At 35.6% G+C, this 13,691-nt stretch carries 9 protein-coding genes; 8 read left to right on the top strand and 1 reads right to left on the bottom strand.

Annotation, left to right across the window (positions count from 1 at the left end; genetic code table 11):
- Positions 1-148: 148 nt before the first annotated feature.
- The 7 genes from J3U16_RS08790 to J3U16_RS08760 all read left to right on the top strand — a co-directional run bounded on the left by J3U16_RS08790 (position 149) and on the right by J3U16_RS08760 (position 9,960).
- A complete protein-coding gene (locus J3U16_RS08790) occupies positions 149-4,423 on the top strand; it encodes an acyl-CoA dehydratase activase-related protein (RefSeq protein ID WP_267342897.1) in 4,275 nt (1,424 codons plus the stop codon).
- Between the two features lie 20 nt (positions 4,424-4,443).
- The gene (locus J3U16_RS08785) at positions 4,444-5,061 is read left to right on the top strand and encodes a CDP-alcohol phosphatidyltransferase family protein (protein WP_267342895.1); all 618 of its coding nucleotides are present in this window, start codon (positions 4,444-4,446) and stop codon (positions 5,059-5,061) included.
- A 3-nt stretch (positions 5,062-5,064) separates the two neighbouring features.
- Positions 5,065-6,816 carry a bifunctional alpha/beta hydrolase/class I SAM-dependent methyltransferase gene (locus tag J3U16_RS08780; protein WP_267330293.1) on the top strand — a complete coding sequence of 584 codons (1,752 nt, stop codon included), beginning with the start codon at positions 5,065-5,067 and terminating at the stop codon, positions 6,814-6,816.
- A gap of 2 nt (positions 6,817-6,818) precedes the next feature.
- Positions 6,819-8,123, top strand: coding sequence for a phosphatase PAP2/dual specificity phosphatase family protein (locus tag J3U16_RS08775; protein ID WP_267330294.1), 1,305 nt, complete (start codon positions 6,819-6,821; stop codon positions 8,121-8,123).
- Complete coding sequence (locus J3U16_RS08770; RefSeq protein ID WP_065563492.1) at positions 8,117-8,575, top strand: hypothetical protein; 459 nt, start codon at positions 8,117-8,119, stop codon at positions 8,573-8,575. The genes J3U16_RS08775 and J3U16_RS08770 overlap by 7 nt, the downstream gene beginning before the upstream one ends.
- A gap of 38 nt (positions 8,576-8,613) precedes the next feature.
- Positions 8,614-9,549 carry a phosphatidate cytidylyltransferase gene (locus tag J3U16_RS08765; RefSeq protein ID WP_220226125.1) on the top strand — a complete coding sequence of 312 codons (936 nt, stop codon included), beginning with the start codon at positions 8,614-8,616 and terminating at the stop codon, positions 9,547-9,549.
- Positions 9,550-9,696: 147 nt separating this feature from the next.
- Complete coding sequence (locus J3U16_RS08760) at positions 9,697-9,960, top strand: HPr family phosphocarrier protein (protein ID WP_065734887.1); 264 nt, start codon at positions 9,697-9,699, stop codon at positions 9,958-9,960.
- 120 nt (positions 9,961-10,080) lie between these two features.
- Here the strand turns inward: J3U16_RS08760 and J3U16_RS08755 are convergent, their stop codons facing one another.
- A complete protein-coding gene (locus J3U16_RS08755) occupies positions 10,081-11,463 on the bottom strand; it encodes an APC family permease (protein WP_065563489.1) in 1,383 nt (460 codons plus the stop codon).
- Positions 11,464-12,049: 586 nt separating this feature from the next.
- On the opposite strand from J3U16_RS08755, the gene J3U16_RS08750 reads away from it, so the two are divergent.
- Positions 12,050-13,678 (top strand): SEL1-like repeat protein, encoded by a 1,629-nt coding sequence (locus J3U16_RS08750; RefSeq protein ID WP_267330296.1) that lies wholly within the window; start codon positions 12,050-12,052, stop codon positions 13,676-13,678.
- Positions 13,679-13,691: the final 13 nt, after the last annotated feature.

Here is a 13,691-nt window from a genome sequence, read left to right as displayed (position 1 = left end):
CTCTTCAAAACATCCAAAATGTCATTTCCCTAACAAATTGATTAAAAATCTGAAAGATTTCGCTATAATAATTTTATAAAAGAATAATAATTATTATTTGTAATCCTATTATTGGTTAAGTCTAATTTTGCAAAATGTGAGTTTGTTTATGCCAAAAATATATAGGCTTGGATTGGATGTTGGTTCTACAACAGCTAAGTGTGTTGTACTCGATGAACAGGATAATTTTATTTATACCAATTATGTTCGTCATAACACCCATATTGTTAATACCGCTTTATCCCTGTTAGATGAAATTAAACAGCAGATTGGTGATGATGCTATTGTGTCGGTTAAGGTGACAGGCTCTGCTGGGATGGGGATTTCTGAGAAGGCCGATATCGCTTTTATTCAGGAAGTTGTAGCCGCATCGGAAGTGGTACAACGCAAATATCCTGAGGTGCGAACTCTAATTGATATCGGTGGGGAAGATAGTAAGCTGATCTTCTTTTTTCCTGATCGTCCGCCCGATATTCGTATGAATGGGAGTTGTGCTGGAGGAACCGGTGCCTTTATCGATCAGATGGCAACTTTACTTAATACCCCTGTGCAGGAATTTGACCTGCTTGCAACCAAACACGATAAAGTCTACCCCATCGCTTCTCGTTGCGGTGTGTTTGCGAAAACCGATGTGCAAAATTTAATTAGCCGTAATGTTTCCAAAGAAAATATTGCATACTCTGTTCTACATGCAGTTTGTATTCAGTTAGTGAATACGCTAGCGCGTGGTTATGATATTGTGCCAAAAGTGATGCTGATTGGCGGGCCGTTTTCATTTATTCCAACTTTAGGCAAAGCCGCATTAGAAACGTTAAAGTTAAATGAGGAACAAATTGTTACTACAGAGCATCCTACGTTATTGTCGGCTTGGGGAGCGGCAATCCATGCTATTGAACGTAGTGAACTTACTATCAATGATTTCATTGATAGGCTAAGTGCGTCAAATAAGATTCAAGTCAATCAATCTTTTCGCTTAAAACCGTTATTTAACCAGTCGCTATCATTTAATGATTGGCAACAAAAACGCAAATATATCGAAATTCCTCGCCTAGCTTTAACCTCTTATCAAAAGCAAAACGCTTATTTAGGTATCGATAGTGGTTCAACAACGACTAAGATTACGCTAATTAGTGAGAATGATGAGCTACTTTTTACCTATTATGCACCCAATAATGGTCATTCAATTAAGGCATTAATTAAAGGGTTAACGGTACTTAAGGATGAGATTGAGGCATCTGGTAAAGAGATTGTAATTGTTCGTACTGGTGTTACTGGTTATGGAGAGGAGTTGTTGAAAGCAGCTTTTGCCATCGATGATGGTTTGGTTGAGACAATGGCTCATTTTGCCGCGGCTAAACATATCGACCCTAAGGTGAGTTTCATCATGGATATTGGCGGTCAAGATATGAAAGCTATTTTTATAGCTAATGGCGTGGTGAATCATATTGAGCTTAACGAAGCTTGTTCGTCAGGTTGTGGTTCATTTATTGAGACTTTTGCTAAATCCCTTAATTCAAATACTATTGATTTTGCTGATGCAGCGTGTAAATCCAAGAATCCTTGTGATTTAGGAACGCGTTGTACGGTCTTTATGAACTCTAAAGTGAAACAAGCACTACGTGAAAATGCGACTGTTGGCGATATTTCAGCTGGACTTGCTTTTTCGGTGATTAAAAATGCGATTCATAAAGTGCTTAAGCTTCATGATATGCGTAAGCTTGGCGATCATATTGTGGTTCAAGGTGGTACTTTTAAGAATCCTGCTGTGTTTCGTGCTTTAGAGCAGTTAACTGGTGCTCAAATCGCTACGTCCAATATTCCTGAATTGATGGGGGCTTATGGTGCAGCGCTAGTTGCGAAAAATCATTATATAAATAATCAAACCCCTTCGCAGTTTATTGGCTTAGATAATCTACAGAAAGCTGAAGATAATAAAGCTAAACCTTCACGCTGTAAGGGGTGTGAGAATAATTGCGATATTATGATTTATCGCTTTGCTAATGGTCAACGTTATTATTCCGGTAATAAGTGTGAGCGATTTTTAAGCAATAATCAGCATCAAAATAAAAATGCATTTAATATGTTTGATTATAAGAATGCGTTGTTATTCGATAGAGCTAATACGCATAATGTTGACGCTAAACTCCATATCGGAATCCCTCGTGTTTTAGGGCAATATGAAAATTTTCCATTCTGGCATACGTTGTTAACTAGAAGTGGAATAAATGTGACGCTTTCACCCTATTCGACATATGATCTTTATGAGAAAGGGGCAGGTACCGTGATGTCAGATAGCATCTGTTTTCCTGCCAAACTTGTTCATGGCCATATTTTGGAGTTGATCGAGCAGAAGGTTGATCGCATTTTTATGCCGATGGTGGTATTTGAGTCTGACCATTTTGATAATGCAATTAATAGTTATAACTGTCCGATTGTGAGTAGTTATGCTGAGGTGATAAATAGCGCGATCAATCCAAAGACGAAATATAATGTGCCGTTGGATTATCCAGTAATTAATTTTAGTGATCAGAAGTTACTGAAAAAAGGATGTATCAATTATTTAATGTCGCTCGGTATTCCTAAAAACGTGGCGAGTCAGGCTTTTGCAGATGCACTAGTTGCTCAAGCTGAATATAAGCAAGCATTGAATAAAAAAGCTGTTGAGGTGTTGAATAATGCTAAAGAGACTGGTCGTTATGTGTTTATTTTAGCGGGTAGACCTTACCATAGCGATAGTTTAATTAATCATAAAACACCTGAGATTTTAAATGCGTTAGGTTGTGATGTCATAACCGAGGATTCCGTGTTGGGTGAGATCAGTCGATTATCGCCAGAGTTACAAATCTGTTCACAATGGAGTTACCCAAATCGATTGTATGCAGCAGCAAGTTTTGTTGCTGAGCAACCAAAAAATATTCAGTTTGTGCAACTTAATTCTTTTGGGTGCGGTCCTGATGCAATTGTTACCGATGAGTGTAAGGCGATTTTAGAATCCAAAGGTAAAACATGTACGATTATTCGTGTCGATGAGATCACCGCAACTGGCTCAGTACGTTTGCGTTTGCGTTCGATTATTGAATCAATCCGTATGAATCATCAACAACCATTAAAAATAGTTAAGCGTAAAAATACGACTATTTTTGCTAAGCAAGACAAACAGCGCCGTACTATATTGGCGCCATTTATTTCAGATTTTTATTCTCCATTGTTACCTCCAATTTTTGCTTTGTCTGGCTATAAGCTTGAAATCCTTCCAAAACCAGACAAAAGTTCGGTCGAGTGGGGACTTAAATATTGTAATAATGAGATTTGTTATCCAGCAACGATTATTGTTGGAGATATTATTAAAGCGCTAAATTCAGGTAAATATCAGCGTGATGAAGTGGCTATCGGTATTACCCAAACAGGAGGCCAGTGCAGGGCGAGTAGTTATCTTTCTTTAATTAAGAAAGCAATGATTAGTAATGGTTATGAAGATATTCCGATTGTGTCGCTAAGTACAGGTAATATTAATGAAATCGAACAACCAGGCTTTAAACTTAACTGGCTCAAAACATTACCAACAACTTTTTTTGCTATGCTGTTTGCCGATTCGATTTCAAAGATGTTTTATTCGATTGCGCCTAGAGCAAAATATAAACAGCAAGCTAATCAGTTGAAAGAACTTTATATTAGAAAGTTACAACAAATTATCAATCAACATAAAGGCAAAAAGGCGATCTTTTTGCTGTTAAAAGAAGCTGTCGATCATTTCAATCAAATCGAAACCTTAAATAAAGATTGCCCTCAAATTGGAATTGTTGGGGAGATTTACGTTAAATATAACGGTTTCGGAAATCAAAATAGCATAGATTGGCTAGTCGAACAGGGAATTGAACCGGTTATTCCGCCAATGATCGAGTTTTTTGCTCAGTCTTTTGTTAACTATGATAGTAATGTTGATAATTATATTATCAACAAGAGTTTTGTTGCTTATTTTGTTCACTTTTTTGAAAAGGTAGCGCAGAACTACATTGATCAAACTAATCAGATTTTATCGGGCTTTAAATATTATCAACCATTCCACAATATTCGTGATATGGCGACAAAAGCGAAAGAAATTCTTAGTTTAGCTAATCAATATGGTGAAGGTTGGTTAATTCCAGCTGGTATTATGACTTTTGCTCAACATGGCATTAATAATGTGATTAGTCTACAACCTTTTGGCTGTATTGCTAATCATGTTGTTTCAAAAGGGGTAGAGAAACGTATGCGTGACCTTAATCCAAAACTTAATTTGCTTTATTTGGATTTTGATGATGGCGCAGGTGAAGTTAATGTACTTAACCGTTTGCATTTTATGGTGAGTTCATTAAAGTATACTCAATTACAACGTATTGTTTAATTATGGATAAAGGGACGAAAATGTTTTCTGTTTATCAATTAAAATCGCGCTTTCAAGCATTGCTTCGTCCTTATGTGAAGTTGCTATATGATTCACAAATAACTGCCAATCAGGTGACAATAGGTGCTTGTGTTGGGTCGATATTAGTTGCTATGTTTGTAGGTTATTTTGCAGATCATCTATGGTTATTTTTGTTAATACCATTATGGATGTTTATTAGGATGGCACTCAATGCGATTGATGGTATGCTAGCAAGAGAATATAACCAAAAATCTAATCTTGGTTCTTATTTAAACGAGATTTGTGATGTGGTTTCTGATTCTGTATTACTATTAATCTTTACTCAATTGAATCAGGTCAATAACAGTTTAGTTATTTTAGTCGTTTTGTTATCTTTTTTAACTGAGTTTGCTGGAGTACTCGGTGTGATGATTGGTAGCACACGACGTTATGATGGCCCCATGGGTAAAAGTGATCGGGCTTTTGTTTTTAGCCTAATAAGTTTAGGCATTTCTACCTATTTGTTACCACTTGATTGGCTTAATACTGTATTGTGGCTAATTATCTTTTTGTTATTAATTACGGTAGTTAATAGAGTTAGGAAGGGATTGCAAGAATCAACAAGTATCAAGGATTAGCTTATGCGTGAACAGCAGCAAAAAACATTTATTAGTCATGATGGTTGTCAATTATTCTATCGTTATTGGCCAGCTGTCGAGACTAATGATCAAATGACTTCAAAAGCAATTGTACTTTTTCATCGAGGTCATGAACACTCTGGACGAGTAGCCCATTTGGCTGATGAACTTGATTTACCTGACTACCATATTTTTGCTTGGGATGCCAGAGGAAACGGTCAATCAGAAGGTGAGCGTGGTGATGCTCCCAATTTTGCCACGCTAATTAAAGATGCTGGTTGTTTTATTAAGCATATCATTGAGGAATACTCTTTGAGTATGCAAGATATTGCCGTTATCGCTCAAAGTGTAGGGGCGGTAATTGCAAGCGCTTGGGTGCATGATTATGTGCCAAATATTCGCGCCTTGGTTTTAGGATCACCCGCATTTAGCGTTAAGTTATATGTACCATTAGCTGTGCCAGGACTTAAGTTACTGTATAATCTAAAAGGAAATTTTTTCGTAAATAGTTATGTCAAACCGAATTTATTAACGCATGATGTTAGTCGGGCTGAATCTTTTAATAAAGATTCATTAATTACTCGACCTATTTCAGTTAGATTATTGCTTGATCTTTATGCGGTATCAGATCGAATTGTTAAAGATGCCAACGCCATTACTGTTCCCACTCAATTACTCGTTTCTGGCTCTGATTTTGTGGTGCGTCGTAAACCGCAGAAAATTTTTTATGATAATTTGGGAACAAACCAAAAAGAGTTCCATATCTTACCAAAATTTTACCACGATACGTTTGGCGAGAAAGATCGTTATATGGCTATCGATAGGGCGAGGCGGTTTATACAAGGCTGTTTTGCAAATCAACCCAATGTTCCGGTATTAACAAATGCTGATCGAGTTGGTTATACTCGCATGGAAACCGATAAATTAGCATTACCGCCTTCTGGATGGATTAAGTCATGGTATTGGAAGTGTGTTCGAGCGACCTTAAAACATGCTGGTAAAATGTCGGATGGTATCAAGCTAGGCTTAGAAACAGGATTTGATTCAGGTAGTACACTAGATTATGTTTATCGAAATGAACCTTCTGGTTCCTCTAAACTCGGTCAATTTTTTGATTATCTCTATTTGCAATCTATTGGCTGGCGAGGTATTCGACAACGTAAAAACCATTTAGAGCAATTGTTAAAGCAAACTATTGAAAAGCTACAATCTGATGAAGTTAACATTGTTGATATAGCTGCAGGACATGGTCGCTATATTCTAGAAACGATTAATCAAATTGCCCATAAACCAAATTCGGTTCTATTACGTGATTATAGTGATATCAATATTCGTGATGGGCGTATACTCATAGAACAACAAGGTTTAAGTGATATTGTCCGTTTTGAAAAAGGTGATGCATTTAGTCGTAATGAACTTTCACAATTATCTCCAAAACCTAATTTAGCGGTGGTTTCAGGTTTATATGAATTGTTTGATGATAATCAGTTATTACGTGAATCTTTGTTAGGGTTGTCCGATGTGATTCCAGCAGGGGGATATTTAATTTATACCAATCAACCTTGGCATCCTCAACTTGAATTTATTGCTAGAGCTTTAACCTCTCATCGAGAAGGGAAAGCATGGATTATGCGACGACGGACTCAGCTTGAGATGGATCAGTTAGTTGAGGAAGCTGGATTTACTAAAGTTACCATGTTGGTAGATCAGTGGGGTATTTTTACCGTTTCGCTTGCACAACGAAATTCGAATTAATTATGTTAAAAGTATATAACCGACTTAACTTTTATAAGTGTATATGGTTAGTCGGTTTATCGGTGTTCTTTTTTACTAGTTACAATTTTGCTAACTGGTTTACGTCTCAACGTGAGGGGGTACCGAGTCTGTTTTTTAGTTGGGAGCGTAATATTCCACTTTGGCCATGGACGATTGTTCCTTATTGGTCTATCGATCTCATGTATGGTTTTGCCATTTTACTAACATCTTCATGGCAATCTCTTAAGACTCTTGGTTTACGGCTGTTAACGGCGCAAGTCATTTGTATTATTTGTTTTTTGCTTTTTCCACTGAAATTCTATTTTGATCGTCCGGCTTTGGACGGATTTTTTGGATTGATGTTTGATATTTTGATGGGATTTGATAAGCCATTTAATCAAGCTCCTTCATTACATATTACGTTATTAGTAATTTTATGGCAGTTTTACGCTAACTATTTTCGTGGATTGAGTCGTTATTTTTTACATATTTGGTGCTTGTTAATTGGACTTTCAGTTTTAACCACTTGGCAGCATCATTTTTTTGATATTCCAACTGGATTATGGGTTGGGTGTTTTTGTATTTGGTTATGGCCGGATAAGAGAGAAAAACAGATAAAACATCGATCGTCAAGCTATTGCTGGGCTTTGATTTATTTTGGCTTGAGCTTGTTATCACTGGCCGTTGTTGTCTATTATTCTGTATGGGCTCTATTATGGTTGGCAGGTGCTTTGTTATTGGTTGCTGCTAACTATTTGTTCTCATCAGACTTTCAAAAACAACAAAATGGCCATTTTAAGCTTCCCGTTATTTTGCTTTTTTTCCCATATTTTATCATTATGTGGCTAAATTCAAGGATATGGACAATCAGACATCAAACTGATGATTTGATCGTTGATGAAGTTTATTTAGGCCGCATTCCATCAAGTCAAAGCTTAAAGCAAAATCATTATAATTCCGTGGTAGATTTGTGCGCCGAGTTACCAATTGGGCATTTTAAAGGTGCATATACTCTTATTCCCGTTTTAGATATGACCCCACTTTCGCAGGAAGAGTGTCAACAAGCCGCGAAAACTATTGAACTTTATCATCAACAAGGTAAATTATTAGTTTGTTGTGCTTTAGGTTATTCTAGAAGTGCAACCGCTGTGATTGCGTGGTTATTATGGACGAAAAGAGCCAATAATCTACAAGAAGCAATAAATAAAGTAAAAGCCTGTCGGAATTCGATTGTTATATCTAACCAACAACAATTGATTTTATCCAATTGGTTTTCAACGATTAAAGAAGGGATAGGGAGATGTTAAGTTCGGACCCATTGCAAAATAGTATTAGCAAAACCGATTTGGAGATATTTTGTCATTATTTATCAATTAGCAGACAGATTGATATTTATTCTATGCTTTTATCAGTATTGGGTGCTTTTGTTGCTTTGATAAGTTTTGGGGAAGGGGCTTTAACCATTTTTTGTTTGATTATTTTTCTCCTTGGTTTAATAAGTAAATATTACGCTATAAGAGTCGCTTTTGATAAAAAGTTATTTGAATATTTAGCCAATCATTCAGACCATTTGCAAAATGAATTGTTGGCGATGGATAAGGCGTTAATCAATTTAAAACTCATTAATGCTCCAACATTAAGGACAGTGGATGATCGCCAAAAGGGAGTTTTATCGCTGTTAAGATTCCAAATAATTTTATTTTTATTACAAAATTGTTTAATCGTTTTTGCTGTCATTAATGGTATTATCAATAATTAACGGATTTTTTTGTAACATTACACACAAGGAGAATTAAGATGTCCCATTATCAATATGATACATTTTTATTGTTTTTGGGCATCGGTTTGTTTTTGTTAGTAGCATCGATAATTGGTCAGCTTCTAAAATACCGCTTCAAATCCCCCAGTATTGATAATTTAAATGCTCGAATTAATGCATGGTGGGTGATGGTAGCCATTATTGGTGGAGCTTTTTGGTTAGGTCAATTGGCAGTGATATTTTTGTTTTTTATTGTTTCGGGCTTAGCTTTACGTGAATTTCTTATTTTAACGCCGATTAATCGCTACGACTATTTTGCATTAATTTTTGCATTTGGTATCGCTTTACCTGTGCAATATATTTTGGTCGCTTATGCTTGGTATGGTCTATTCAGTATCTTTATTCCAGTTTATGCGTTTTTGTTCCTGGCAATATTTGCTACGATTACAGGATCGACCCGAAATTTTTTAGAAAGAATAGCGGATGTACAATGGGGATTGATGATTACGGTTTATTGTATTTCATGTGTTCCAGCATTATTAGTGTTAGACATCGAAAATTATCAAGGTCGTAACCTGTTGTTAATCGCTTATCTAGTACTCGTCGTTCAGCTATCAGATGTATTGCAATACGTTTTTGGAAAATTATTTGGAAAACATAAAATTAGCCCAAATGTCTCACCAGCGAAAACGATAGAAGGGTTTGTTGGCGGTATTTTATCAGCCAGTTTTATTGGGGCATGTATGTTTTGGATCACGCCTTTTACTTTTCTGCAATCGGGCTTAATTTCGCTAATGATTACACTTTTGGGCTTTTTTGGGGGATTAGTGATGTCTGCCATCAAACGTGATCGGGGTGTAAAAGACTGGGGAAGGCTTATAGGTGGTCATGGAGGAATACTTGATCGCTTCGATTCAATCTGTTTTGCTGCTCCAATTTTTTTCCATGTGGTGAGATATTTCTGGGTAGAGTAATTTTAGTATTATTAATAAACAGCTATTAATAATCAGAATGTTATGAATAAATTTCAAAAATTAACGCTAAAAAAGAGCAAAAAAAATGAATTTATGATATAAATACATGTATCGTATTAACGTTAGATATAAGTAAGGACATATAATATGCTAAAAGAGCAAATGGTAGTAAAAAATTCAACTGGTTTACATGCCCGCCCAGTAACGACACTTGTTAAATTAGCTGGTCGTTATAAATCATCAATTGAACTTGTTTATAACGATAAAGCTATTAAATTAAAAAGTATGATGGGTTTACTTGGTGCTGGCGTTAAAGGCGGTTCAACTGTTGAAATCATCTGTGATGGTGAAGATGAAAAAGCAGCTATGGATGAAATCCGTGAATTATTTGCTACAGGTTTTGGTGAATAATTTTAAGCGATTTTAATCAAGTTTTATTACTTAAAAATGAAAATCCCGTCGACCTTGGTCGACGGGATTATTTTTAAAGGGCATGAACTAAAAACTTTTAAGTAGACCTGATAGAATTATCTAATCTTTGATAATTGAATCCAATTCCGAATGATCAATTGATGGTAATGTTGTTGTAAAAAATCTAGTTAAATAAAGTAGATAACAGAATCCAAAAGCCAACCATATCAATCCAACCATCATTGCTGTCGATTCAAGGCTAGTCCATAGCCACAACGAAAGTAGTAAACCAATTGCAGGCATTAGTCCATATTTTAATAGCATCAACACTGTTTTCTTGGTTTCACCGCCTAAGTAGCTTTTGATAACGCATAGGTTGACAAAGGTAAAAGCGACTAATGCACCAAAACTTATCATCGATATCACTAAGGTCAAATCAAGAACCAAAGAGAATAATGAAAAAATAGAAACAAAAATTATTGATAAGTAAGGTGTTCTAAAACGTGGATGAATTCTATAGAAGATTCGTTTAGGTAATACACCTTCACGTCCCATAGCATAAAAAATTCGAGACACACTAGTTTGTGCTGTCATTGTTGAGGCAAATACACCAGTTAAATATGCTGTTTGGAAGAAATTATATATAAAATCATTACCAAAATTGCCAAGAATATTGGTTAAATGACTTATACTGTCAACTCTGTGCATTACATCCAAACTCGCTGTATCTCTATTATCAACAAAATCAGTCCATTGCGGATACGCTAAATGCGCACAATAGGAAACAACTAGGAATATACAACCAGCAATAAGTACGGTGCCAATAATAGCTCTTGGTAAGGTTTTTTTCGCTTCATTTGATTCTTCAGCCAGTGTCGCTATTGCATCAAAACCTAAAAATGCAAGGCATAATATGGCGGCTCCGGAAAATAAACCACTAAAGTCATCTGGTGTAACTGATATTGGTTTTAGCATCGCTTCGGGTGTTAAATCAACATTTATTAACGTTATAATAATAAACAATACGATAAATAACGCTTGAAATAAATTTAAAGTAATATTGGCCCAATTGATTAACTTGATTCCAAGATAATTTAATATACTGACACCCATAATCGATACTAATACAAATACATAGGCTGGAATATTCTCAAAGTGCTCATGTAGATATATTCCTAAAACCAAATAATTTAATATTGGTAAAAATAGGTAATCAAGAATTTGTGCCCAACCAACTAAGAAACCAACTTTTCCACCAAAAGTTCGTTGTACATAGGTATACGCCGAACCAGCAATAGGGAGTTTATTTGCCATTCGGCAGTAACTCAATGCTGTGAAAAAGATCATGGCAAGGGTGATGATGTAGGCTATAGGTAAGTGTCCATTACTGACAACGGTAACTTCCCCATAAGTGGTAAAGATCCCTAAAGGAACCATATAAGCTAAACCAAATGCAATTAATGCAGGTGTGGTTAAAACTCGTTTCATTTTTATTGCGGACATGATTTATTTTTGCTCCTCTGTCCCAAAAAACAATAAAAAACTACTAAGTATAGTTTTGCCTTTTACCCGCTTGAAGCGGCAGGGAATTCTGCCACATTATCATAATTATGCAAGCTAATTTTTATTATATTGACATTTAATTTAGTAAATTCTGGATTTAACCATTTAATATGAATTATTTCTGAACAATTCTTAATAAAAATAGATTTTTTAGACTCAAAGAAAGTGATTTATATTTAGGTTAAGCTCTCTATTATGAATAAGAATAAAAATAGATTAAACCAAGGTTATTTGCCTATAAAAATAAATCGCATTTTTAATTTCTGAAGAAAGGGAAATATTAAGGATTTGATATAAAGTAATGAGAAAATATATTTATAGGAATATTATGGTTAAATACTTTTCTAATAATAGTGACATTTTTATGTGATCCAATAATTGGCGTGTTAACAATTTTTTCAACTCCACATACGCATAAGCCAGTTAAAAGTACATTGTTAACGAGTAATAGAGAGTAAGCCTATTCTTTTCTTGTCAGTAGGCAAAATAAAAAAATTATTATATTTAAGGAAATTAAGGAAAACTAATGAAAAAAGTACAATTTGTTGTATTAACAGCATTATTATCGACGACGGCTTACGCTAATAATTGCGCGACCTATTATGAACAAAACAATTTTGATCAAGCTTTTATTGCTTGTAACACTGAGGCTGATCAAGGAGATAGGGAAGCTCAGTATAATTTAGCACTTATATATGACGAACGTATAGGTGCCGACAATAAAGAAAAAGCACTCTATTGGTACGCAGAAGCAGGGGAACAAGGCCATGTTAAGGCGCAATATGATTTAGCACAGACGTATAACAATGGGTATGGTGTCGGCATTGATAAAGATAAAGCGCTCTATTGGTTCACAAAAGCAGCGGAACAAGGATTTCTTGAGGCGCAATATCAGTTAGCACTTATGTATGTTGACGATAACGGTATTGAAGTCAATAAAGAAAAATCGCTATATTGGCTCACTCAAGCAGCAGAACATGGGTTTGATAAGGCGGAAAATGATTTAGCGCTTCTTTATTATAGAGGTGACGGTGTCGAAAAAAATAAAGAAAAAGCCCTCTATTGGTTTACTAAAGCAATGGAACATGGGCTTAGTGAGGCGCAATATCATTTAGCACGTATGTATGAAATAGGAGATGGTGTCGAAGTCGATAAAGAAAAAGCCCTCTATTTGTACACTCAAGCAGCGGAACTGGGGTATGAATTTGCGCAATTTGAGTTAGCATATATGTATGACCAAGGTAAGGGTGTCGAAATCAATAAAGAAAAAGCAGCATATTGGTACTCTAAAGTTGAAGAAGTGGAAGAAGGACTTGCTGATGGAGAATATGAGTTAGCTCTTATGTATGACCAAGGTATAGATGGCGAAATCAATAAAGAAAAAGCACTATATTGGTATACCAAATTAGCGGAAGGAAAGTATATTTCTGCGCAATTAGAGTTAGCATATAGGTATGACCAAGGTGAGGGTATCGAAGTCAATAAAGAAAAAGCACGATATTGGTACTCTCGAGCTAAAGCTCAAGGAGAAAGACAAGAATATGGGGTTGTTGAAGCGCAATCTGATTTGGCACATATGTATGCCGAAGGCAATAGGGTCAAACCTAATAAAAGTAAAGCATTATATTGGTACACAAAAGCAGCTGAAGAAGGGGATATTTCTGCGCAATTAGAGTTAGCATATATGTATGACCAAGGAGATGGTGTCGAAGTCAATCAGGAAAAAGCGTTATATTGGTTTTCTCAAGCTCAAGGAGAGGAAGAAGGGTTTGTTGGGGCGCAATATTCTTTGGCAAGTATATATGCTGAAGGTGATGGGGTCAAAGTTGATAAAAGGAAAGCATTATATTGGTACACAAAAGTCGCTGAACTATGGGATGGTGATGCGCAAGAAGAGCATACTGCTGCGCAATATGAGTTAGCACGTATGTATGACCAAGGTGACGGTATCGAATCCGATAAAGAAAAAGCACTATATTGGTATAAAAAAGCAGCAGATAATGGTAACACTCAAGCAATACATCAGTTAGGCGTTATGTATTATAAAGGTGATGGTATTGAAAAAAATAGCGAGTTAGCTAAAAAGTATTTTGAACAAGCTTGTGAGCTAAAATTTAAAGAAAGTTGCGATATCCTTCACAAAGGAATCAAATAAACATTATTCATAA

It is taken from the genome of Gilliamella sp. B3023, from assembly GCF_026536845.1.
GTDB classification, from domain to species: Bacteria; Pseudomonadota; Gammaproteobacteria; order Enterobacterales; family Orbaceae; genus Gilliamella; species Gilliamella apicola_E.
The sequence above is the reverse complement of the archived record's forward strand: the minus strand, read 5'-3'. Positions and strand labels throughout refer to the sequence as shown.